Origin of the sequence: Nocardia rhizosphaerihabitans (assembly GCF_014646295.1) — a bacterium.
GTDB lineage: Bacteria > Actinomycetota > Actinomycetes > Mycobacteriales > Mycobacteriaceae > Nocardia > Nocardia rhizosphaerihabitans.
In genome coordinates, this window is record NZ_BMNE01000001.1 from 1,380,237 (window position 1) to 1,403,017 (window position 22,781).

Genomic DNA, 22,781 nt, shown 5'->3' on the forward strand with positions numbered 1-22,781 from the left:
TACAGAAAAAGCATCACCGGGCGTTGTCGGGTTCCCGACAGTGTTCGGCAATCGCCGCGCGTGCCGCGCGTTCGAGCTCGACGGCGGCATCCCAGCCGTCTCCGGCAGGGAGGATCGCTTCGCCGACGACGAAGTGGATGGCGCCACGGCGGATGATCGTGCCGTGGTCGGGCCACATCATCGCGCGGGTGCCCGAGATCGCGACCGGCACGACGGGAAGGCCCCCATTCGCCGCGATCACGAACGCGCCCATATGGAACGGCCGCAGGCCCGGCACCGGTGAGAGACTGCCCTCCGGGAACACCACCAGGCATTCGCCGTGCCGTGCCGCTTCCATCAGGTGATAGGTGTCGGCCACGCTGTGTTCCCGTTCGGTCCGCTCGACGAATCGAGTACCGACCCGCCGCAGGAAGAAGCCGACCAGCGGCTTGCGTTCGAATACTTCACCGGCCACGAAGGTGAAGCGGCCGGGAAGGATCGTGGCCAAGGCGATGCCGTCGAGGAGGCTGGAGTGGTTGACCACCACAACGCACCTGCTCAGCCGCGTGAGCCGCTCGGCTCGGTCCGCGGTGACGGGGGTGCCGGTGACCCGGGCGAGGCTGCGGGCGGCGGCGCGCACGACAGCGCGCCGTGCGCCGAGACCGGGTAGCACCGCCACGGCGATCAATGTCGGCAGACCCACCGCGACCAGAATCGACCAGCACCACAAGGCGAACAGCCCGGTTGCGGTAAGTTTCCCCGCGCGTCGCAGGCGCGGGATCGCACTTCTGGCTGCGAACCGGGCCAGCTGCCACCACACAGGCCGGGGACGAGCCCGCACATCGCCCCGCTCGTAGCGCTCCCGGGTGGCTGCGCGCCTGAGCTTGCCGCTGGAGGTTTTCGGCACCGTCCCCGGTGGCGCGAGCACGACATCGTCCGGCGGTGTGCCGAGCAGGTCGACGCTGACCCCGATGATCTGTTTCCCGCAGCTGGGCCACCGCGGCAGCCGCGGTCTGGCGCGTCTCGGCGAATACCACCAGCCGCTCGGTGCCGCCAGCGGGCTCCGCTGTCGCGAAGGCGGCGACGCACCCCTTGCGGATTTCCGGGATATCGCCCACGGCCCGTTCGAGTTCTTCCGGGTGCAGATTGCGGCCTGCCCGGATAATGAAATCCTTGATCCGGCCGGTCACATAGAGCTCTCCGTCGACGAAATAGCCGAGATCACCGGTGTCTAGCCAGCCGTGCCGCAACAGCGCTGTGGTCGCCCGCGGATTGCGGAAGTATCCTGCGGTGGCCGAAGGGCCGCAGAACTCGATCCGGCCCTCCCGTCGGTCGCCGAGCACGTTTCCCGCCGAGTCGACCAAGCGGATCTGGTGACCGGGGATCGTCCGGCCACAACCGACGAAACGGAGCGGATCCGGGTCGTCCGCAGCGGCCCGGGTCGCCTTGCCGGTACGCAGGAAACGGTTGCGGTCGATTCGGTCCACGATCGGCCCCCGGCCGACAGGCGGGAGAGTGAGGCCGACGCAGGCCTCGGCCAGCCCGTAGACCGGGGCCTGGGCCTCGCGGCGCAGCCCATAGGCGGCGAATCGCTCGCCGAACCTGGTCACGGTGTCCGCGCTCACCGGTTCTGCGCCGTTGAAGAGGATCCGCAGCGACCCGAGGTCGAGCCCATCGAGTTCCGCGTCGGCGATCTTCCGCAGGCACAGTTCGTAGGCGAAGTTCGGGGCCGCGGACAGCGTGCCCTGGTTGGCGTGGATGGCCCAAAGCCACTGAGCCGGCCGCGCGAGGAAGTCCAGCGGCGACATCACGGCCAGCGGTACCCCGAAGTACAGGCAAGACAACCACGCGCCGATCAGACCCATGTCGTGGTAAAGGGGAAGCCAGCTGACGAACACGTCCGAAGCGGCGACCTCGGATGCCTCGCCCATCGCCCGGATATTGGACAGCAGGTTCGCGTGGGTCAAAGTCACGCCCTTGGGGTCGCCGGTGCTACCGGAGGTGTACTGAACCAGAGCGATGTCGCCCGCCCCACGGATCGAGCCTTCCGCTCCTCATAACCGGCCAATTCTTCCGGCGTCAAGACGTGGCGCACCGACTCCACCTGGCCGCATACCAGCCGCGCCAGGCGCACGACCTGCGGATCGGTGACCAACACGCTGGCCTGCGCGTTGCCGAGGATGTGCACCTGACGCCGCAGGTGCTCGGCGAGCTGCGACGGGCGGGATGGCGGGTAGACCGGTACCGGCACACCGCCGGCCAGGAGCACACCGAGGAAGGTGGTGAAGTAGGCCCGGCCCGTGGGCAGCATGATCGCAACCCTGTCGCCGCGGCGCAGTTCGTGAGCGAGCAAGGCGGCGGACACCGTTGCGGCGGCCGACCGCACCTCGCCGTAGCTGACCTCCTCCTGACCCCCGTTGCCAGAGAGTATCCGCAGATGCGTGTGATGCGGGTGGGTACGGGCATGCCAGGACAACGCCTCGGAGAGAGTGGCGGTCGCGGCCGGGGCCCGGTCGGTCTGCCGTGGCACGGCGTGCTGTATGGGCATAGACTGCCGACGGCTCCGCACAGGCGCGCCGCGCACGGCGGTCAGAAGATCACGCGGCGTCGTCACGGTGCCGAGAACGCCCCGATCCAGGCTCCTCCCGAAGGCATTCTCAGTGCGGGCGAGCAACTCGGTGATGCCGAGGCTGTCCAGCCCGAGATCGCGCTCCAACTCGCTGTCGAGCATCGCGCGCGCGGCGCGGTCCACGGTGTCCCGCTCGGCCACGAGATCCCGGACAACAGCCAGCAGTAGCTCTTCGTCCTGCCCTGAGGTCGTCACAGGTCATCCACCGATTGGACTGCCGTTCCACGAACATCCGTTCACGCTGAAGGTGTTGGCGTACCCCCAGCCGAATGGATGAGAAGCGACAGTCATCGGTCGACTTTCAGTGATAGAGGGCGTCGATGCTGTCGGCGAGGTTTTCGACGACTATCTTTCGGCGCAGTTTCATGCTCGGTGTGAGATCACCGGCCTCGACGGACAGCTCGTGGTCGATGATGTCGAATTTCTTGATCTGTTCCCAGCGATTGAGTTGGGTGTTCAGGTGGTCGACGTAGGCGGCGATCACGTCGTGGGTCTTGTCGTCCCGCGCGATTTCGGCGAGCGATCTGTCTGCCATGCCCTGCTTGCCGGCCCATTCGGTGATGGTCTGGGCATCGAGGCCTACCAATGCCACGCAATAGGGTCGTGTCTCTCCGTAGACGATGAATTCTGCCGCGTACGGACATATCCCCTTGAACGTGGCGGCAATCGCGGAGGGCGCGACGTATTTGCCCTGCGAGGTCTTGAACAAGTCCTTCTTGCGGTCGGTGATGTGCAGGAAGCCGTCCGCGTCGATCTCGCCGATGTCGCCGGTGCGGAACCAGCCGTCCGCGTCCAAAGACTCGGCGGTGGCCTCGGGGCGGTCGTGATAGCCGCTCATCACACCGGGGCTTCTGAGCAGGATCTCGCCGTCCTCGGCGATCTTGACCTCGGTGCCGGGGAACGGCTTGCCTACAGTTCCGAGCCGGTAATTATCCGGACGGTTGATGAATGAAGCGGCGGCGGTCTCGGTCAAGCCGTAACCTTCGAGCACGATGATGCCGATCGCGTCGAACCACTGCGCGACGTCCCGGTCCAAGGGGGCCGCTGCCGAAACAAAGAACCGCAGCCGGCCACCGAAGCGCTCACGGATTTTCGAAAGCACCAGCCTGTCGGCGACTGCGTGCTGCAATGAAACGAGCAGCGACGGATCCTTGCCGGCCTGTCCGGCCCGCGAGACTTTCAGGCCGACCCCGACCGCCCAGTCGAAGAGCTGCTTCTTGATCCCACCTTCTTCGGCCACCATGCCCTCGATACGGGCATGCGCCTTCTCGAAGATGCGCGGGGCGGCCGCCACGATGGTGGGGTGCAGTATCGTCAGGTTGTCCACGATCTTGTCCACCCGGCCGTCGATGGCCGTGGGATAGCCGATCAGCGGTGACAGTGCCAACATCACCTTGCCGAACGCGTGGGACAGCGGCAGCCACAAGAAGTTCAGGTCCTCGGGGCCGAGAACGTTCAGGGCGTCGATCGCCGCGGCGCTGTAGGTCCATGCGGAATGCGGCAGCCGAACCCCCTTCGGGGTGCCGGTCGTCCCGGAGGTGTACATGATGCTGCCCAAGTGCTCGGGCCGGATTCCTCGGATGCGGTCGGCGACCACATCGGGGAATTCCGCAAGCAGTCCGCGGCCGCGCTCTTCCAGGTCGTCGAGAGTGATCACCCAGTTTCCGTCGCCCTCGCCGTCGAAGACCACCACCTGTCGCACGTCGGGCAACTCGCCGCGGTGCTCGATCAGCTTGTCGACCTGGGCCTGATCCTCGGCGACGACGACCACGCTGCCCGAGTTGGCGACGATGAACGCGACGCCGGGGGCGTTGGTGGTGGGATAGACGGTGGTGGTGGCCGCGCCGGCGCACATCACGGCGAAGTCGGCGAGCACCCATTCGTACCGCGTGGACGACACGAGCGCGACCCGGTCCTCGGCCTGGATTCCCAGCGCGATCAGTCCTGCGGCGAGGATATCGGCGCGGTCACCGAACTGCTTCCAGGACACGCTGGTCCAGCCCTCGCCGTCAGGGAATCGGAATGCCTCCCCGTCCGGAGTCGCGGTGATGCGGTCGACCAGCATCTGAGCAACCGAGGATGCCCGTGTCTCGATCTTGCTGAGATCGGGAAGTCCCTCGGAATTCCGGAGGAACGTCATTGCTTCATTCTAAGGGAGTCCAGGCCCATCGATGCGGCGCTCGGACTTTCGGATTGCTCGGCCGGCATTTCCCTCCTGCGGGGGTGCGGGTGTGTCCGGGTGCTGATGTTCGTGGCCGTCGAGTGCGAGATCGAAGTGCACCGTGGCACCCTCGTATCGGAGCGCGTCACGCCACCCCTGTTCAATGATGATCGCGAGCATGAGAGCGTTCTCGGCAAGGATTTCCGCGGTCAGATGTGCCACCCTATAGAGGTAGGCAGCAGTGCCGAGTCGCTGGACGAGCAATGTGCCGATGCCGTGTCGCTGGTCATGCTCGTTGACCGCCAACGCTATCTCCGCAGTGATGTGTCCCGGGGTGGTGTCGGTGACGACGTAATTGGCGACCCCGACCAGATCGTTACCATCGAACGCGCCGAGCGCGAGATGGGTGGAGTCGTGCCGGCACAGTTGTTCCGCGAACTCGTCGATATGCTTCGGGCGGGCGCTGAAGAACCGGAGATAGGCATCGTGCGCCGACATCTGCTTGTGCAGAGACGCGACCGCGTCCCGGTCGTCGGACGTCAGCGCGCGGACGGCCATCCCGGTCGGGGAATGCCCGTGTGCGGTCATGCGGTCCTCTCGTCGTGAGAATTGGCCGGTACTCCGCCGACCGTCCGCCGATGGGTCAGTGGCCGGCAAAGCCTTCAGGGCGCAACTCGCATCGACGTGACAAGAGCGGCCCTGAGCGAGTTCCACCAGCGCTCATCGTGACTGCGTGCCGTCCGTCGGCATTGCATCACCCGCCCTTGCGACCGCGTGGGTCGGCAGGTATTGCCCAGCCCGACGGCGGCCAAGGCGGCGAGGGCAAAGGCGGAGGTATTCAGGGTGTCTTGATTTCGATGTGCTTCTCCGGGGTCTCCGATTCGGTCACCGGCACGGTCACGGTCAAGATCCCGTCGGTGTAGCTGGCGTCGATGTCGCCTTCCTTCGCGCCGACCGGCAGGGGAACCGACCGGTAGAAACTGCCGTAGTGAAATTCCGAGCGGGTGCCTTCTTCCTTCCGTTCAGTGCGTTCGGCCTTGATCGTCAATTGCCCTTCCCGGACACTGATGTCGACGTCCTTGGCCGGGTCCACCCCGGGTAACTCGGCCCGCAACGTATACCGGCCCTTCTCGAGATGCTCCTCGACTCGGATCATGTGGCCCTCGAGCGACGTCCAGAGGGGCCGCGACTCCAACCGGGCCATCAGATCGGACCAATCAGGCAGGGCAGGCCAGGTCGGTAGCAGTGCCTGGCGAGGGGAAAGAATGCTCATAGCGTGACTCCAGCGAAAGAGAGCGGTTGATGGACTCTTTGATTCCACGCGGCGCCCGCACCGAGCAGTAGGGCCTACGGTCCTTGCTCCGAGGACTCCGGTCCCAGGAAGGGACCTCTCTTCGAGGGAACCGATCCGCCACCAGCCCTCATGGCGAGCTCATCGCCGATATGTCGACCCGGTTGAGCGCCATCGTGAACAGCGCTTCGTCCTCTTGGGCAAAGTGCAGGGTGAGGACTGCGTCGAGCCCGTAGAGGACGGCGCGCAGATCGTCGATCTGGTCGGCGCGGATTCCGTCTGGGGAGTCGTCGAGGTGGCGGTGGATCCGGTCGACGAGACGTTCGATCTCGGTGTGCTCACTGCTCATACCCGTGGCCCGGACCTCGACAGACAGCAGCCGCTGGCCCACCGATCCAACCAACCACCCGCCGCCGCGGGCATCAGCTCGACCCGCCGCACCCGTTCCCATCGCAGGTGGTTTCTACGATTCTTCTACGACTTGCGCGCGGGTTTGCACGGGCATTTTCGGGAAGTGTCCGGCAACACGTGGATCGCCTCTCTGTATTCCTGGAGGAGCGGTTCAGCGGCCGAGAATCCGCGCGAGAAGCCCTGCCACAGCGGGCGCGACCGGGCGGGCCACACTGCCCTCGATCAGCCGCCCTCGGCTCAGATCATCGAGCCAGATCGACACTCCCGTTTCGGTCAATGCGGTCAATGGGGCGGACATGAGCATCTCCTTCCCTGCGTTTGTCGAGTGCGGCGCTCTTACCGGGTGCCGACGACGGGGATCTCGGCCCCGGGCGCCGCGCTTCCCCAGCACGAGGATGATGCCGCCGGCAACTCAGGCACCATTGCGTGGTGGGAATGATCTGCAGTAGGTGGATCGGGATCTCGGTGTGACAGCCGCGGCAGCGGCCATAACGGCCTGTGATGATGAGCGTGCGGGCTGCATCGATGTCGGCTAGGGCATGCCGCGCGGCGGCGGCCAATTTGATGGTGACCTCATGCCTGGCCATATCAGCCGCGTCGGTGGATACGGGCGCGCGGCCGATTTCGGCTTCGAGTTCAGCCAGCTGCTGCAGGCGGAAGCGGCGTTGCTGATTCAGTGTGGCGCGCAGCGCGGGGAGATGGTCGCTCAGGTGTGCTGGTGAGACTGTTGGTGCGAGGCTCATCCGGGTCTCCAGGACTGGTAATTCGGAATGCGGAGGGGATCGGCGGATGGGCCACTCCGCCTGTGGCCCGCACAGGTCCGCCCGCAGCGGCCGGTGTGGTCGCGATGGTTGCGGTGCGGATGCCGGGCACTGTGCGCGTCAGCGCTATGGCGATGCGCCGTTCGGATTCGTCGGTGAACCGGCCGGAGATGGTGGCATCGCCTTCGTCGACGGTGACACGCCAGCGCCGTGCGCCGCTGTATTGATCGAGGCGATTCTGCGCACCGGCCGCGAGTGCGTCGTCGGGGGTGAGCATGATGCGCAACGCGTCGCCGCGGCTGAACATGCCGACCACGCGGCCGTCGGCATCGACGACGGGCAGACTGCGCAGCCCGTGCGTTGCCAGCCTGCTCGAAACCTCGGTCAGTGCCGCGCTACCCGGCACCGACACCGCCGGTGCGGTCATCACCGCGCTGACCGTGTCGTCGAGCCCGCCTGCCCGCAAGAGGTCACCGCTGGTGAGTACCCCGATGGGGCGATCGTTCTGGTCCAGAACGGGCAACGCCGCGTAGCCCAGTTCGGCCAGTATCAACGCCGCCTCGCGTGCTGTGTCGTCGTGTCGCACGGCGCGGATCGGTCGATGCATCACCTCGCTTACCTGCATGTCTGCCATTCCGTTCAACTCCGTTCCCGCTCCTACCTGCGATTTCTGCTCACCTCTAGGATGGCGTGGTTGTCGAGTCGATGGGTTGCGCTGATCGGACAATCGAGGCGTCGAGATTGTGGCGATGGCACAGCGCAGATGTGTCAGGCGTTGTCGGTGGCGGCGAGTTCGATCATCATGGCCAGGCGTTTGCGGGGGTCGTCCAAGTCGAGGATGGTCACCTCGGCCATCTTGCGCAGCCGGTTACGGATGGTGTTCTCGTGCACCCCCAGGAGGGCACCCGCTTCGGCGGGGTCGCCTTGGGACTGCAACCAGGCGCGTAGCGTTGCCACGTATTGGGTGGAGTTCGCGCGATCGTGGCGCCGCAACTCCGACACCGGCCCCCGTGCCGGGGTGCGCCCGGAATGCCTTGCGGTACGAAGGCGTCGCAGCAAGATTTCGTCCCACGACTCGTCATAGGCGGGGGGCGCGGCATCCGCTGGGCGGGCCTCGTGCAGCGCCAGGCATTCCTCGGCCTCTTGGCGCGCCAACGCCAATTCCGTGGCCCGGGCTACCGCGCTGATACCGGCCGACACCGTAATCTGCTCTGGCAGTGCGGCTTGTAGCTGGCTTGTCCAGCGGCGTGCCGTGTCCGCCTGGTCGGCGGGCAGCACGGTGTAGACGGTGTCGCCGACCAGAGCGCTGCGGCTCGAACGTGACCAACCGAATCCCGTTGTGGCTCGCTCGAAGACCAGCAGCAGCGCGGCGTGCTGCTCCTCGGCGATCCGCGCGCGCAGCGCGATCACCCGTAAACTCTGCGACACCAATCCCAGCCTGCTGGCCACCGTCGCCGCATCCGCGGCGCCCTCCAGCAAACCGATCACGCGGTCTGATTCCACCTGACGCTCCAAGTCCGCGCTCGCCCGCGACCGCAACAGGTGCAGCGCCACCGTGCGCGCCCCGTTGACCAAGGCCACGCGCCGAGCCCCCTGTAACGGTGCAGGGCACGACACCCACACCGAGCCCAGCAGTTGCCTGCCCACGCGCACGGCCACGACCATCCGCCCCGTCATACCGCGTTCTGCCTGCGCGGGAACGAACAACGGTTCCGCAGAGGTCGCCACATGCGTGAAGACACCGTGCGCATCGAACAGAGCCCGCAACCACGGTGGCATCTCCCGGCCCAGGATCGTCTCGACCCGTGCGGGGTCGAGGTGCTGCTGGGGCCTGGAATACGCCAGCACCCGAGACCGGCGGTCCTCGATCGTCACTGCGCCCTCGACAGCGTCGGCCAGACTGTCGGCCAAGGCGAACAGATCGGTCGGGCCACGACCGGCCTCGGTCTCGCGCCCTTCCAGCACCAACCCGTAGACCACCGCTGCCACCTCACTCCAGGCCACCCCCTGGCCGATCACCATCACCGCCACACCCTCGCTCTGCGGCTCGTCCTCGGTCTCCACACTCCCGCGGACGAGCGCGACGACTGCCCGCGCCGACACGGCCCAGTCCACCGCCTCCGATACCGTGCGTGCCCCGATCCCCAGCAGCACATCACCCACTTCCGTGGGGTCCTCATCGGCGCCGTGGATCACCACGCTGCGCAAGGGGTGGATCGCGGAACCGAACCCAACCGCACACGGACCCCATAGCCACCCAGGACGTTCGCCAACCGATCCAGTGTCACCATGGCCGCTCCTCTGACTCGGACCGTAGGCACGGGCGATGTGTTCGGCGGCGAGGCTCCGCTCGCGCGGTCAGCCTGTGTCTGGGGAGGTGGGCTTCAGTTGTGCTGACGCCGCGGGTGGCCAGAGCCGGTCCACCCCACCAGTACGCGGGGCCGGGCCGGGCCGGGCCCTGCCACAGATCCAACGGTACGCCTGCCCACGATCTTGGACTTCTGACGTCATCGTCGCAGACGTCCAACCCGATGAATCCTCGAGATTTCGTGACGACCAACTGACGTGGTGGTGCTAGCACTACCACCTCACGCCAGCAGACGGTACCCAGCATTCGGGTGCGCGCGGCATGGGCGCGAGGACGCCCGATTCCTAGGCTCGAATCGTCGGGGACGCACCCATGCCTTCCGGCTCGAACAGGAGGAAGACACTGCTCATGAACCCATTTCGGCGCAACTCCGGTAAAGCGGCCCTTTCGGTCGTAGTGGTGGGCGCGGTGCTCGCCGCGGCTGCGTGCGGTGAGGCGTCGGTGGGCGCACCGGACGAGGCCGCGAAGACGCCATCGCCCGCGGTGGCCACCGCAATGGAAAAGCTGGTGCGCCAAGGGTTTCCCGGTGTGCAGGTGGTGATCGACGGGCCCGCCGGACATCGGACGTTCACCGTGGGGGTCGGCGACCTGAACACTCGCGCGCCGTTCCCGGACGACGCCCGCGTCCGGATCGGCAGCAATACGAAGACCTTTGTGGCGACGGTGATCATGCAGCTGGTCGCCGAGGGCAAGGTCGACCTGGACGCGCCGATCGAGCGCTACCTGCCCGGTGTGGTGCGGGGCAACGGCAACGACGGCAACCGGATCACGGTGCGGCAAGTGTTGCAGCACACCAGCGGAGTGCCGGACTATCTCGGCCGTGGCTCCGGCGACGGCATCACCACCCAGCATTCCGAACAGCTCGACCCGGACGAGGAAACGCTGCGGTGGCAGCACTTCGAGATGACCGAGCTGGTCCGCCGGGCGATGACGATGCCGCCGCAGTTCGAGACGGGGGCGAAATCGGTCTACACGAACACCAATTACCTGCTGGCCGGCCTGCTGATCGAGCGGGTGACCGGCAATCCGGCCGCCGACGAGATCGGGCGCCGGATCCTCGCGCCGCTCGGCCTGCGCGACACCTATGTGCCCGCTGCCCGCGAAACCGGCATCCGCGGCCCGCACGCCCGTGGGTATCACCGGGTCGACGGTGAGCCGATCGATTTCACCGACTTCGACCCGTCCTGGGCCGCCACCGCGGGTGACATGGTCGCCACCGCGACCGACATGAACCGGTTCTTCACCGCACTGCTGTCCGGAAAGCTGTTGGCACCTGCGCAATTGGCCGAGATGAAGCGCACCGTGCCGTTCGACCGGATGCCGGGCGCCGATTACGGACTCGCCCTGATCCACCGGACCGCGCCGTGCGGCGCGCAGGTGTGGGGGCACGGCGGCAGCATTCCCGGCTTCGAGACCCGCAACGGCGTGACGGCCGACGGCACCGCGGTGACCGTCACGGTCAACCAGTTGCCGACCACCGAGGAGCAGGCCGACGCGGTCAACGACGTGCTGGACGCCGCCCTGTGCGCCTCGTGATCGCCCCGCCCACCAGTAACCATGGCCCTCATATTGCTTGCGGCCGAACAACTTCCGAGGAGAAGCAGTGAAACGCGCGAAAGGGCTGACGGTCGCCTTGACCGGCCTGATGGCCTGTGCCGGACTGATCGGCTGTGCCGGTCCCGAGGCCGAGGCGAAGCCGCGCACCGCGGTGCCGGACCGGTTCACCAGTCAGCAATTGGATTGGAAAGCCTGCGAGGTGCCGAAATTGGACGAGGCCGGGGCACAGTGCGCCGACGTCACCGTGCCGGTGAATTACGCCGACCCACAGGGGCCCACTCTTACAGTGGCGATCTCCCGGATCACCGGCACCGACCCACAGCGCGGCGTCATGCTGTCCAACTCCGGCGGTCCCGGCGGCGAAGGCCTGGACTTCATGGTCGATGTCGGCAAGGCGATGACGCCCGAGGTGCGGGCCCGCTACGACCTGATCGGCATGGATCCGCGTGGCGTGGGGCGCTCGTCCGCCGTCGATTGCCGGTGGCCGATCGGCTTCGGGCTGCATTCGGCGGGCCTCGACGCGGCAGGCTTCGCGGAATCCGTTGCGATACACGGCGATCTGGCCGCCCGCTGCGTCGCCACCGAAGGAGCTCGACTGCCCCACATCACCACCCGCAACACCGCGCGGGACATGGATGTCATCCGCGGCATTCTCGGCGCGGAGAAGATCAGCTACTTCGGCACCTCGTACGGCACCTACCTCGGTGCGGTGTACATGCAGATGTTCCCCGATCGCAGCGACCGGATGGTGTTGGACAGCGCGGCCGACCCGGACGCCTACGGGACGGTCGGCATGATGCAGGCAATGGGTCCGGCCAACGAGGCCGCGCTCGACCTGTGGGCGGATTGGGTCGCGACACGCGACGGTGAATACCACTTCGGTACCAGCCGGGCCCAGGTTCGCGGCGCTGTCCAGAACCTGATCGAACAGGCCGCGGACCAGCCGATCCGGTTGGGCGAGTATGAGATCGACGAACATTGGCTGCCGGTGGTGCTGTTCGTCGGGCTGGACAGCCCGGACCAGTACGAGATGCTCGCCGGTCAGATCCGTACCATCGCCGATGCCGCCGCGGGCAACCCCGCCCAGCCCGACGAAACTTTGGACGCCACACTCGGATTCGCGATGAAAGCACGGCCGAACGACAATTCGGCACAGATGGCCATCATGTGCGGTGACGTTGCCGCACCGCGGGATCCGGAATTCTATCGGCGCAACATCGAGGCCGCCCGCGCCACCGAACCGATCTTCGCCGGATTCACCAACAACATCACACCGTGCGCGTTCTGGGCCCCGCCCACCGAACCGACCACGGTGGTGCGCAACGGGGTGCCCGCCATGATCGTGCAATCCACCGGTGACACCAGGACCGCGTACGACGGAGCGGTCGCCCTGCACAACGATTTGAGCGCGTCCCGCATGGTCACCCTCCAGGATGTGCCGATCCACTGGATCTTCGGGCGCTATCAGAACTCCTGCGTGTATTCGGCGGTGAACACCTACTTCCGCGACGGCACGCTGCCGGCCGGCGATATGACCTGTCGAGTCGACTGACCGGAGCCGGGTGAAGCACGCCTTCGGCCACGAGTCGACCACGAAACCGAAACTGGCGAACTCCTCCCCCGGCGGCATCAACTGCCAGAATCCCGGGATCGCCGGCTGAACGAAGGTGCTGATCGGCAGCGCGATGGCGAACACCGCGCACAGCGCGAGCAGCGCGGTGACACCGCCGACCGTCAGGTACGAGACAGCGCCCGGCAGCCGCCGTCGGTATTCCCGGATCGGCGACGAAGTGGCCGGTGAGAGGGTCCCGACGGCCGAGTCGCTCGGGCGCCGAGATCTCGGTCGGGGGCAGGTGGACATCCCCCTCGGCGCCATGATCTCGCACGAGGCGCGTCGGCACGCTGCAGTCTTGTCATGCCAGGACCTTCTAGTCGTCATCGCGATGGCTTGACTGCGGTTGAATCGGGCATCACGCTTGAAATGCGAGTGGATAATCCAGCGCTCTATTAGAGGAGACGATAGAGCTATGTCCAGCAAAGATTTGTCTGAAGAGCCTCAATCGGAACGAGGAGCCAAAGGTTCACGAGACACCGGGTCGGATACGCCCGGCGGAGGAACGACCGATCGCCCGGCCGGCACATTCGACCAAGAAGAAGTCACCTCGACTCGCGACCACAACCCGGCGGAAGAGAACATCGGCACGACCGGGACGCGCCCTCCGGAAGACGCAGAACCGGCCGTACCTCCCTATGAAGGCCGCCGAACAAGCGCCGAAGGAAGCATTACGAGCACCAGCGCGGGCGAAGGGACCGGCGCCGATACCGCGGGCGCTGTCCACCCGGTGACCGACTCGAAGTTCAAAGCACCTGCCCCCGACAGCACCCCCGGGGGCGCCACCACCTCCCCCGCTGACGAGCAACCCGCATCGCAGGCCTCGGAAACCGAAGCCACGGACGAGGGCGTAGAGGAGGGCCATCACAGCGGCGTACGCAGAGCCGAAGACCAGCCGCCCGAATCCAGGCCGCAGTGACACCGCGTTCGACGACGGAGAGCACTTGATCGCTCGACTCGCCGTCGGTCCGAGCGGGAGGGTGGATGTTGCGTGTTCGAGACCTCGATGGCTGACCAGGTCAGCGATATCCTGGTTACACATCATCGAGAGGGACATGGTGCTGGATCCATCGAACGCAGTGCGGACCGGATGAATCGAGCCGAATATGGCCGATGCCGATCCGTTGGAAACACAGCGCGATGTGACCCCGCCCGTCATCTCGGAGCTGACGGCTGAGGGATTCGACGATCCCGGCGGTATCGACTTTCGCATTGACCGAGAAGAACAGATCAGCTGTGACGCGAATCTGCCGGCAGCTGGACGGGTTACCGCTGCCGATAGAACTGGCGGCGGCGCGCCTGAGCGCGATGTCGCCTGAGCAGCTCCTTCAACGACTCTCCGACCGCTACGCGCTGTTGACTCGCGGTAGCCGCAGTGCGCCGTCGCGCCAGCAGACACTTCAGTTGTGTGTGGACTGGAGCTACGACTTGTGCGACCCAGGTGAACAACTCACGTGGGCGCGACTTTCGGTGTTCACCGGCAGTTTCGAACTGGAGGCAGCCGAGTACGGGTGTGGGGACGCCGACCAGCCCGCCGACCTCCTGGACATGGTGACCACCCTCGTCGACAAGTCGATTCTGATCCGCGAAGAGAACAACGCCGGGGTTCGCTTCCGAATGCTCGAGACTCTCCGCGACTATGGGCGGGAGAAGGCCCGACACCGCGGCGAGCACCACAATCTGCGTCGGCGACATCGGGATTGGTATCGGCAACTCGCCCGCACCGCCGAGAACGAGTTCATCGGCCCCCTGCAGCTCGAGTGGATCGAACGACTCAGCTGCGAGCAGCCGAATCTTCGGGAGGCCATGGACTTCTGTCTCGCTGAGAACGACACCGAAACCTGTGTGCAGATCGCCACAGCCTTGGCGCAACTCTGGGGGTCACGAGGCCTGCTCAGCGAGTCGAGGGACTGGCTCGACCAGTTCTTGTCGCGCGACCGAAATCGGCCGACCGTCACCACGATCAGGGCGCTGCATGCCGACTGCCTGATGGCGGAACAGCAGCGGGACCACCAGAGAGGTGCTGCTCTTGCGGAGCAGGTGCGCGTCCTCGCCGGCGAACTCACCGACCCGATAGCGCATGCGATCGTCGACTCCATGGATGGCATCGTCGGGTTGTTCACCGGCGATCTCGTGCCCGCGGCGGCAGCTTTGGAACGTACCCGACCGGTGTTCGGTGCCGCAGAGAACGAACTCGCACTGCGGATCGAGTCGCTGGCATTGCTGGGATTGGTGTATCAGTTGCTCGACAAGGAACCTCACCGAGCGATCCAATGCTACGAGGACGTTCTCGCGGTCACGCAGGTGCACGGCGAATCCGTCTATCGGTCCTACGCATTATGGGCGATGGCGGTTGCCCAATGGCGGCTTGGCGCAGCTGATCATGCGCGCGACCTGCTCGGACAGGGGCTGCGGCTTGCCCGCCTCGCCAACGATCCGGTCGGGTGCGCCAACTACTTCGAAGCACTCGCGTGGATGGCGGGAGACAGTGACCCGGTCCGCGCCAGCACGCTGAAAAGAATGGTCCGGTGCCAATAGCGGCGGCGACAGCACCACCGTTGCCGTGCTCCGAGCTATTTCAGCGCGGGCAGGACACGATCGACAAACAGCCTCAGCGAAGCCCAACCCAGATCGGGATCGAGACCCGCGACCAACGGTTTGAACACCAACCTGGACCCAGGATCTTGTCTGCGCACCAAGTCGATGCATTCTTCTGGAGTAACCACGGCGTAGTGACCCATCTTGCGGACCGCTTCGACATCGACTATTTCGGCGTACGGCGCGCCACCTGCGGCAGCGGCGGCCCACTCTCCGTAGGAGTTGGCCTCATGCAGGACATTCGGCCCGATCTGAGCCCATGCCTTGTCCGGATCTTCCGTCACGAACACCCATTTCGGGCCACCGGGCCAGATGAGCAGTCCGTCGCCTTTACCCAGGCGACGAGACTCAGCTCGGTAGGTATCAGCCAGCGAAAGGTCGGCAGTTGGTGGCGCGTAGCCATCTGCCAGTCGAGCGGCCCTCTTGGGAGCGAAGCCGCCGAGTAGCACGGGCGGCCGGGGGTGTCTGGCAGCCCTCGGCGTGACGGTGATTCTTCGCCCCTGGTACTCGAATTCTTCTCCGGTCAATGCCTGGACGAAGGCTGCCAGCTTCTCCTCGAACACCTCCCCCCGCCGCTCGAAATCGATTCCGAACATGGCGCACTCGTCCGCGACATAGCCGCCGGCGAGGATCAGAAGCAGTCGGCCGCCGGAAATCAGGTCCACCACCATAGCTTCCTCAGCCGTAGCGATCGGGTCCCTCAATGTGAGTATGAGGGCGGACACGGTGATGTTCACCCGAGTAGTCCTCGCGGCGACCGCAGCAGCCATGGTCAGCGGAGCGGGCAGATAGCCATCTCGCGATCCGTGGTGTTCGGAGAGCGTAATGCCTGACGCTCCGTGCTCGTCAGCCCACTGACTCATCTCCAGGGCCGCGCTGTACAGCTGCTGAGCAGGAGTACCGAACTCCGGCGCCCGCATATCGTGATGGACCACCCAACCCGTCATCCGATACTCCTCTGTGTGTCGCCCGTGGCCGGGCGGTCGAGTGACATCCAGGTTGTCAGCGAGCCTGTCGAGCCAGATCGGCGTGATCGGCGGCATATTTCTTCGCCGCCGGGTAATTGGCTTTGCCGCTGGGCTGGCGCATCATCTCGTCGACGATCCAGTAGGTGCGCGGCGCTTTGTACCCGGCGACCTTTGTACGAACGTGAGCATCCAATCCGGCCAGGTCGAGGGTCGAACCCGAGCGAGGCTGGACCAGCGCTGCCACGGCTTGGCCGAACCGTTCGTCCTTGACACCGATCACCAACGCGTCGAAGACGTCTGGATGCGACCGAAGCGCACCCTCGACCTCCTCGGGGAACACCTTCTCCCCGCCGGTGTTGATGCATTCCGATCCCCGGCCGAGCAGCGTGACGGTGCCGTCATCCTCATAGCGGGCGTAGTCGCCCGGCACCACATATCGCTTGCCTTCGACCTCGACGAAGATCGTCTTGGTCTTCTCCGGGTCCTTGTAATAGCCGATCGGCACATGCCCGGTCCGAGCCATCCGACCGACCGCACCAGGTTTCGGTTCCACCAGCTTGCCGTCGTCATCGATCAACGCCGCGTGCGCGCTGAACTTCACTCGCGGACCCTGTGAATGGTCGCTGTCTTTGGAGACCACGCCGAGCCCGGTGCCACCGCTCTCCGACGAACCGATCACATCGGTGATGAAGACGTTCGGGAACGTCTCGACGTACTGCTGCTTGAGCGAGTGCGAGAACAGCGCGGCGTGACTGCTGATAGACCACACCGATGAGGTGTCGTAGCTGCCGGCCTGGTAGGCGTCCAGCAGCGGCTTGGCCATCGCATCACCGACGACGGTGAAGGCGTTGACCCTGTGCTTCTCCACCAGTCGCCAGACCTCGTCAGCATCGAATTGCGGAATGAAGACGATCGTGCCGCCGGAATTCAGGCCGATGAAGGCAGCCCACTGGGCCGCACCGTGGATAAGCGGCGACAACGGTGCCATCACGATGCCAACCGGGGACTGCTTTGCCTGGTTGGCCAGCTCCCATTCGTCCTTGACGTATTCGCCGGTGACATGGTTGATGCCGCCGCCGAGTGCGCGCCAGACATCTTCGTGCCGCCACATCACGCCCTTGGGGAACCCCGTCGTACCGCCGGTGTAGAGGATGTAGATGTCGTCGGAGCTGCGTTCGCCGAAATCACGCTCCGGCGAGTGCGCGTCGAGCGCCTCGTTGTAGCCGACACCGTTGTATCGGCTGTAGTCGGCGTCGGAGCCGTCCTCGACCACGATCACGTCGGTCAGCTTCGGCGTGTGCGGCAGGACCTCGGCGACGATGTCCGAGTATCGGCGCTCGTGGATCAGCGCAACCATGTCGGCGTTGTCGACGATGTAGCGGACTTCGTCGGCGGTGTAGCGAAAGTTGACGCTGACCGAGATCGCGCGCAGCTTGTAGGTCGCGATCATGGTCTCGAGCGCTTCGATCGAGTTGCGCGAGTACACCCCGACATGGTCGCCCGCGCCGACCCCCTGCGCGGCGAGGTGGTGCGCCAAGCGGTTCGCGCGAGCGTCGAGCTCGCGGTAAGTGACCTGCCGGTCCCCGCAAATGATTGCGATGCGATCGGGTACCGCGTCGACAGCGTGTTCGAAGAGATCAGCGACGTTGAAAGCCATGGCGAAAACTTAGAACACGTTTCAATTCTGGAGCAGGGGAATCGGTCGACGAGACCGATGTTGTCACCTTCCTGCCATCTTGCCGACCAGCCGTGGCCGCGACCGTTACCACTTGTCGACCAACGCTTCGAGGCCGACGACAATCCATGGCCACCAGCCAGAACCCCTGGCCGGCACGCCTGCTTCCCGTGTAGAGCCAGCAGAGGACACCTCGGAGCCGTGATAATGGGCAGGGTCGACGACGATCCGCAGTCGATCCACCGAGTCCTCCGAGGAACACGGGCCCGCTGCTTTTCGTGTCATACCGCCTTCTCCAGGTCATCGGGATGGGTGATGCGGATCTGGCGCATGGAACCCATCGACACACCCTGCGGAAACCCCGGTCCGAGCTCGACAGCGACCTCCGTACCCCGGACAGCGAGTTCGTCGGCGAGCGGCTTGATGCCGATCGGCGTGACGTAGTTCTCCGCGAACAGCTTCCTCACCTCGTCTGCGGTTCGCAGCGCGCCGGCGCGCACCGGTGAGCAGATGGGCACTTCCGGATCCAGGAACGGAATTCCTGCCACGAACTGCTTCATGAACTCGTTCGTGTGCTGCTGCAACGGAGTATGGAACGCTCCGCTGTACGCCGGTATCAGTCGAACGACCTCCGATGGCGCCGTGGCGATCAACTCCTGCAGGGCATCGACGTAGCCACCCACCACCAGCACATGCCGCTCGCCTCCGAATACCGGCCCGTGGTCGACTGCCAGGTACACGCCATCACGATCCTCCCCATAGAACTGGCTCGGGTCCATGTGCGCGGGGACGACAGCGACGGCCATCCCTTGCTTACGAGCGGTGGCCGGCAACGGCGGGACAAGGCGCTGATGGTGCAGCATGTCGAACAAGTCCCCGCGATCTATCGCCCCGGCCAGGCAGGAACTGGTCAGCGCACCCAAGCTGACCCCACCGACAGCATGCGGGCCGACGCCAAGTGCTGTCAGGCTGTCAGATAGGCCGATGACCAGCGCGGCTTGACCGACCGCGCCGAGGGAATCGCCTTCCTGAGGTTCGTCGTCATCGGAACTCCTGCCGGCCAGGAGTTGCGCCAGCGGCAGTCCCGTTCGTTGCGCGGCGTGCTCGAAGGCACGGTAGACGGCCGGATATCGAGCGCAGAATGCGTCGACGACGGCGGGGTCGAGGACGACCTGTCCGCCCACCAGATATGCCAGCTTCACTGTCAATCCTTTCCGCTCACAGCGGTATCCGGCTGCAGCACTGCCTCATTGCGGGCCACCAGCCCTGCAGTGTCGGAGAGCTCGAGACGCGGGATCAGCCACGCGAACCCGAACGCCACGAGGACCGCGGGCAGCAGGTAGCCGAAGACAGGGGCGAGCGCATCCGCGTAGGACGAGATGACGGCGTCATGAAAGGCAGCAGGAAGGTCGGCGACGACGGTCGGGTCCAGCGACCCTTGTTCCGCCGTACCGGTCGTGTTGTGCTGCCGAAAATCCTCGGCGAGGTTTGCCGCCAGGCGGCTGGTGAAGACCGATCCGAATATCGCGACGCCGAGCGCGCCGCCCATCTCACGAAAGTAGTTGTTTGCGCTGGTGGCGATTCCGGTCTGGGTGGGCGCCACCCCGTTCTGGACGATCAGCACCCCGAGTTGCATCACCAGGCCGAGTCCGACGCCCATCAGGCACAGCATGAGCGACACCTCCCACATGGATGTCCGCGCGGTCAACTGCGTCATCCACAGCAGGTCGATGCCGACGATCACCAACGCCACCGGCGGGTAGATCCGATAGCGCCCAGACTTGGCGACAGCCGCCATCGTCCCCACTGCCGAGACGATCATCCCGAGTGTCATCGGAATGAGCAGGAGTCCCGACATCGACGCCGACACCCCCGTGGACATCTGCAGGAAGGTCGGCATGAAGGCCAACGACGCGAACATGACCAACCCGATGCACAACGCGAGCGCGGAGGTGGTCACGAAGGTCCGGTTCCGAAACAGGCTGGGAGACAACAGCGGTTCTCTTGCCCGCCGTTCAGTTGCCACCAGCAGCCCGAGGACAACCAGTACACCCACCACCATCGCCCCGATGATCGCCGAGTCCCAGGCGTACTTCTTCCCGGCCCAGTCGCTGAGCAGGATCAGCAGCGTGGTCAATACGGTCAGCAATCCCGCGCCCAGATAGTCGGGCCCGCTCTGTGGTCGTCGGGTCGGAAGCTTCAGGAAGCGGACCGCGATGAGCAACGCGACCAGCCCGATCGGCACGTTAATCCAGAAGCACCATCGCCAACTCAGATGTTCGGCAAGTACGCCGCCGAGTACTGGACCGCCGACCGAGGTGACCGCGATGACCGCTCCCATGGGCGCCATGTACTTCGCACGGTCCTTCGCCGGGACGATGTCCGCGACCGTCGCCTGCGCGAGAATCATCAATCCACCACCGCCGATGCCCTGCAGGCCGCGGAATCCCACGAACTCCCAAAAGTGTGTCGACATCGCTGCGCCCACCGATGCGACAGTGAAGACGGCGAGCGCGAACAAGAACAGATTGCGCCGCCCGTACATGTCACCGAGCTTCCCGTAGACCGGCATCGCCGCGGTGGTGGCCAGCAGGTAGGCCGTTGTCGTCCACGCCATGTGGGCGACACCGCCGAGGTCTCCGACCATCGTCGGCATGGCCGTGGCGACGATCATCTGGTCGAGACTGGCCAAGAACATCCCGGCTACGAGAGCGAGGAAGATCAGCAGAATGTGCCGTTGTGTGAGCACGATCGGCTGTGTGAGCACGATCGGCGCAGCATCCGATGATCCGTTGGTCGCGGACACGGGTCGTTCTCCTTCGTTGTGTGCGGCGGTGCCTGGCGTCAGCGCTCACATGTGGGCACCACCGTCGATGCTGATCTCCGTGCCGGTGATGAAAGTGCTGGCCGGCGAGGCGAGCAGGGCGACGACCTCGGCGACACGCTCCGGGGCGCCGAGTTCGCCGCCACCGATCGCGGGCCGCAGCTTCGTCAGCAGCGCCCGATCGACGTCGGCGGGAAAGTCGGGAGTGAGCGTGAGCTTGGTCTCGATCCCGCCGGGGAGCAGGCACACCGCACGCAGACCCTGCTTGCTGTACTCGAGCGCGAGGGTCCGGGTGAACGCCTGCATTCCGCCCTTACTCGCCGCATAGGCCGCCATATAGGGATGCGCGGAGGACGCGGCGGTGGAACCGATGTTGATCACCACGGCGTTGCCGGAACTCAGCAGCGCGGGCAGAGCGGTCCGGGTGACCAGGAACGTCCCGGTCAGGTTGATCGCGATCGTTTCGTTCCACGCCGCCACAGTGACCTCATGGGTGTGTGAGCCACGGAGTATGCCTGCGGCATTGACCACGACGTCCAGGCCACCGAGGTACGAAATCGCCTCGCCCACCACATGTTCGACCTCGGCCTCGTCGGAGACATCCAGCACCGCGGTAGTCAATGCGGACCCGAACCCCGCCAGCGCGGCCAGCTCCGCGGTTTGCTTCAGCCCCTCGGAGGAACGGCTGGTGGCCACGACCGAAGCACCGTCCGCGAGTAGCCGCAGAGTCGATGCGCGACCTATCCCGGAACCGGCGCCCGTCACCACTACGAGCCGGCCCTTCGCGTCCGCCGTCACCGGGCGAACTCCGCGACCGCATTGAATCTCAATGGCAGCGACTCCAATTCCCACACCGCCGAACCGCTTCGCCATCGGACCTCGGCCGGTTCCACCGCCAACCCGATGTCTGGATGGCTCGCGATGAGGGCGGACAAGGCGACTTCCAGTTCCATGCGGGCGATCGGCGCGCCGACGCAGAAGTGAGAGGCGTAGCCGAAGGTCAGGTGAGTCTTGCCATTTCGATCCAACTGCACCTCTTCAGGAGCGTCGAACACACGCGAATCCAGGTTGGCCGCACCAACTGCCGGCAAGACGTAGTCGCCGGGCAACATGTCGACCCCAGCCAGGGTCACCGGCTCCCGCACCATCCACGGAATCCCCTCACCACCCGCAACCGAGATGGTGCGCAGCAGTTCTTCGACCGCCGACGGCACAAGGTCCGGGCGAGCGCGCAGTGTTCGCCACAGCTCCTGCTGCACCAGCAGTCGCAGCACCATCTTGCTCAGCATGTGGGCCGTGGTCTCGAAACCGCCCATGACCAAGGCGAACACGATGGTCGCGGCCTCGCGCGTATCGAGCCCACTGGACCGGTCGGCGAACGCCGACACCAGATCGTCGCCGGGTTCGACGCGTCGGCGTCGGATCAGCCCCACGATGTACTGCCCCGCCTCGGTCGCCGCCGCTCCGACAGCAGCTGGATCGACACCGTCGGCTGCGAGTAGCAGTCCCACCCAGTTGATCAGCTGACCCTGGTCCGACGGAGGTACACCGAGGAGTTCGCAGAGCACTCGGACCGCGAAGGGCCTGGCGATTTCGGAGACGAAGTCTCCACCCCCGCCCGCGACCTGAGCGTCGAGGAGCTCGGTCATGATCGACTCCGCGCTGATCCGCAGCCGGGAAACTCGCTCCGCATTGAGCTCGCGCATGATCGCTCGGCGCAGCTTCAGGTGCACATCGTCGTCCTGGCTACCGATCGCGCCCTGCAGCAATAGCCCTGCGGTGAGTCTCGGGGCCGTGTCGTTCGCCATCCCGGTCCTGGTGAATGCCTTGCTGGAATACACCGTGCGCGCGTCCTCGTACCCGGTAACAACCCAGCAGGGCACACCGTGCGGTAGTTGGAGCTTGGCGATGCGGCCGGATCGGCGGACTTCCTCGAGCACCGGGTCG

20 protein-coding genes and 1 pseudogene are annotated in these 22,781 nt (G+C 65.6%); 4 read left to right on the plus strand and 17 right to left on the minus strand.

From position 1 onward, the window contains the following. Positions 1–13: 13 nt before the first annotated feature. The 11 genes and pseudogenes from IEY60_RS35560 to IEY60_RS06280 all read right to left on the minus strand — a co-directional run bounded on the left by IEY60_RS35560 (position 14) and on the right by IEY60_RS06280 (position 9,523). On the minus strand, positions 14–523 hold the full coding sequence (locus IEY60_RS35560; RefSeq protein ID WP_229739576.1) for a lysophospholipid acyltransferase family protein: 510 nt from the start codon (positions 521–523) through the stop codon (positions 14–16). After that, a complete protein-coding gene (locus IEY60_RS06245) occupies positions 444–1,952 on the minus strand; it encodes an AMP-binding protein (protein WP_268241452.1) in 1,509 nt (502 codons plus the stop codon). The genes IEY60_RS35560 and IEY60_RS06245 overlap by 80 nt, the downstream gene beginning before the upstream one ends. Further along, entirely contained in the window at positions 1,949–2,803 is an 855-nt protein-coding gene (locus IEY60_RS36185; RefSeq protein ID WP_268241453.1) for an AMP-binding protein, read from the minus strand. Before IEY60_RS36185 ends, IEY60_RS06245 begins: the two co-directional genes overlap by 4 nt. Before the next feature lie 106 nt (positions 2,804–2,909). Next, the gene (locus IEY60_RS06250) at positions 2,910–4,748 is read right to left on the minus strand and encodes an AMP-dependent synthetase/ligase (RefSeq protein ID WP_189024645.1); all 1,839 of its coding nucleotides are present in this window, start codon (positions 4,746–4,748) and stop codon (positions 2,910–2,912) included. Between the two features lie 9 nt (positions 4,749–4,757). Next, positions 4,758–5,357 (minus strand): GNAT family N-acetyltransferase, encoded by a 600-nt coding sequence (locus tag IEY60_RS06255; RefSeq protein WP_189024647.1) that lies wholly within the window; start codon positions 5,355–5,357, stop codon positions 4,758–4,760. Positions 5,358–5,607: 250 nt separating this feature from the next. Then, positions 5,608–6,042, minus strand: coding sequence for an Hsp20/alpha crystallin family protein (locus tag IEY60_RS06260; protein ID WP_189024649.1), 435 nt, complete (start codon positions 6,040–6,042; stop codon positions 5,608–5,610). Positions 6,043–6,190: 148 nt separating this feature from the next. Then, on the minus strand, positions 6,191–6,409 hold the full coding sequence (locus tag IEY60_RS06265) for a hemerythrin domain-containing protein (protein WP_229739578.1): 219 nt from the start codon (positions 6,407–6,409) through the stop codon (positions 6,191–6,193). 213 nt (positions 6,410–6,622) lie between these two features. After that, positions 6,623–6,769, minus strand: a complete 147-nt coding sequence (locus IEY60_RS06270; RefSeq protein ID WP_189024660.1) for a hypothetical protein — start codon at positions 6,767–6,769, stop codon at positions 6,623–6,625. Further along, positions 6,714–7,214, minus strand: a complete 501-nt coding sequence (locus IEY60_RS36455) for a TraR/DksA family transcriptional regulator (protein WP_373291671.1) — start codon at positions 7,212–7,214, stop codon at positions 6,714–6,716. The genes IEY60_RS06270 and IEY60_RS36455 overlap by 56 nt, the downstream gene beginning before the upstream one ends. Next, entirely contained in the window at positions 7,108–7,866 is a 759-nt protein-coding gene (locus IEY60_RS06275; protein ID WP_189024669.1) for a CBS domain-containing protein, read from the minus strand. The genes IEY60_RS36455 and IEY60_RS06275 overlap by 107 nt, the downstream gene beginning before the upstream one ends. Before the next feature lie 134 nt (positions 7,867–8,000). After that, positions 8,001–9,523 (minus strand): annotated as a pseudogene (locus IEY60_RS06280) (PucR family transcriptional regulator). 425 nt (positions 9,524–9,948) lie between these two features. Here IEY60_RS06280 and IEY60_RS06285 point away from each other — a divergent pair. The 4 genes from IEY60_RS06285 (at position 9,949) to IEY60_RS06300 (ending at position 15,307) form a co-directional block, all read left to right on the plus strand. Next, on the plus strand, positions 9,949–11,136 hold the full coding sequence (locus tag IEY60_RS06285; RefSeq protein WP_229739579.1) for a serine hydrolase domain-containing protein: 1,188 nt from the start codon (positions 9,949–9,951) through the stop codon (positions 11,134–11,136). A gap of 67 nt (positions 11,137–11,203) precedes the next feature. Next, positions 11,204–12,709, plus strand: a complete 1,506-nt coding sequence (locus IEY60_RS06290) for an alpha/beta fold hydrolase (RefSeq protein ID WP_229739580.1) — start codon at positions 11,204–11,206, stop codon at positions 12,707–12,709. A gap of 475 nt (positions 12,710–13,184) precedes the next feature. Further along, the gene (locus IEY60_RS06295) at positions 13,185–13,688 is read left to right on the plus strand and encodes a RodZ family helix-turn-helix domain-containing protein (protein ID WP_189024671.1); all 504 of its coding nucleotides are present in this window, start codon (positions 13,185–13,187) and stop codon (positions 13,686–13,688) included. A gap of 293 nt (positions 13,689–13,981) precedes the next feature. Next, positions 13,982–15,307, plus strand: coding sequence for an ATP-binding protein (locus IEY60_RS06300; protein WP_229739581.1), 1,326 nt, complete (start codon positions 13,982–13,984; stop codon positions 15,305–15,307). Between the two features lie 35 nt (positions 15,308–15,342). On the opposite strand, the gene IEY60_RS06305 is transcribed toward IEY60_RS06300, so the two are convergent. From IEY60_RS06305 to IEY60_RS06330, 6 genes are all read right to left on the minus strand, one after another. Then, positions 15,343–16,314, minus strand: coding sequence for an LLM class flavin-dependent oxidoreductase (locus tag IEY60_RS06305; protein WP_189024673.1), 972 nt, complete (start codon positions 16,312–16,314; stop codon positions 15,343–15,345). A gap of 55 nt (positions 16,315–16,369) precedes the next feature. Further along, positions 16,370–17,992, minus strand: a complete 1,623-nt coding sequence (locus IEY60_RS06310) for an acyl-CoA synthetase (RefSeq protein WP_189024675.1) — start codon at positions 17,990–17,992, stop codon at positions 16,370–16,372. 299 nt (positions 17,993–18,291) lie between these two features. After that, on the minus strand, positions 18,292–19,212 hold the full coding sequence (locus tag IEY60_RS06315; protein WP_189024677.1) for a hypothetical protein: 921 nt from the start codon (positions 19,210–19,212) through the stop codon (positions 18,292–18,294). Between the two features lie 2 nt (positions 19,213–19,214). Continuing rightward, positions 19,215–20,816, minus strand: a complete 1,602-nt coding sequence (locus IEY60_RS06320; protein WP_189024679.1) for a DHA2 family efflux MFS transporter permease subunit — start codon at positions 20,814–20,816, stop codon at positions 19,215–19,217. A 45-nt stretch (positions 20,817–20,861) separates the two neighbouring features. Beyond that, positions 20,862–21,632, minus strand: a complete 771-nt coding sequence (locus IEY60_RS06325; protein ID WP_229739582.1) for an SDR family NAD(P)-dependent oxidoreductase — start codon at positions 21,630–21,632, stop codon at positions 20,862–20,864. Continuing rightward, a complete protein-coding gene (locus IEY60_RS06330; protein ID WP_189024683.1) occupies positions 21,629–22,774 on the minus strand; it encodes a cytochrome P450 in 1,146 nt (381 codons plus the stop codon). Before IEY60_RS06330 ends, IEY60_RS06325 begins: the two co-directional genes overlap by 4 nt. Positions 22,775–22,781: the final 7 nt, after the last annotated feature.

Excerpts from the sequence above, each read along its gene's own strand:
- IEY60_RS06250 (WP_189024645.1), bottom strand. The coding sequence starts at position 4,748 with ATGACGTTCCTCCGGAATTCCGAGGGACTTCCCGATCTCAGCAAGATC.
- IEY60_RS06255 (WP_189024647.1), bottom strand. The coding sequence starts at position 5,357 with ATGACCGCACACGGGCATTCCCCGACCGGGATGGCCGTCCGCGCGCTG.
- IEY60_RS06260 (WP_189024649.1), bottom strand. The coding sequence starts at position 6,042 with ATGAGCATTCTTTCCCCTCGCCAGGCACTGCTACCGACCTGGCCTGCC.
- IEY60_RS06265 (WP_229739578.1), bottom strand. The coding sequence starts at position 6,409 with ATGAGCAGTGAGCACACCGAGATCGAACGTCTCGTCGACCGGATCCAC.
- IEY60_RS06270 (WP_189024660.1), bottom strand. The coding sequence starts at position 6,769 with ATGTCCGCCCCATTGACCGCATTGACCGAAACGGGAGTGTCGATCTGG.
- IEY60_RS36455 (WP_373291671.1), bottom strand. The coding sequence starts at position 7,214 with ATGAGCCTCGCACCAACAGTCTCACCAGCACACCTGAGCGACCATCTC.
- IEY60_RS06275 (WP_189024669.1), bottom strand. The coding sequence starts at position 7,866 with ATGGCAGACATGCAGGTAAGCGAGGTGATGCATCGACCGATCCGCGCC.
- IEY60_RS06285 (WP_229739579.1), top strand. The coding sequence starts at position 9,949 with ATGAACCCATTTCGGCGCAACTCCGGTAAAGCGGCCCTTTCGGTCGTA.
- IEY60_RS06295 (WP_189024671.1), top strand. The coding sequence starts at position 13,185 with ATGTCCAGCAAAGATTTGTCTGAAGAGCCTCAATCGGAACGAGGAGCC.
- IEY60_RS06305 (WP_189024673.1), bottom strand. The coding sequence starts at position 16,314 with ATGACGGGTTGGGTGGTCCATCACGATATGCGGGCGCCGGAGTTCGGT.
- IEY60_RS06310 (WP_189024675.1), bottom strand. The coding sequence starts at position 17,992 with ATGGCTTTCAACGTCGCTGATCTCTTCGAACACGCTGTCGACGCGGTA.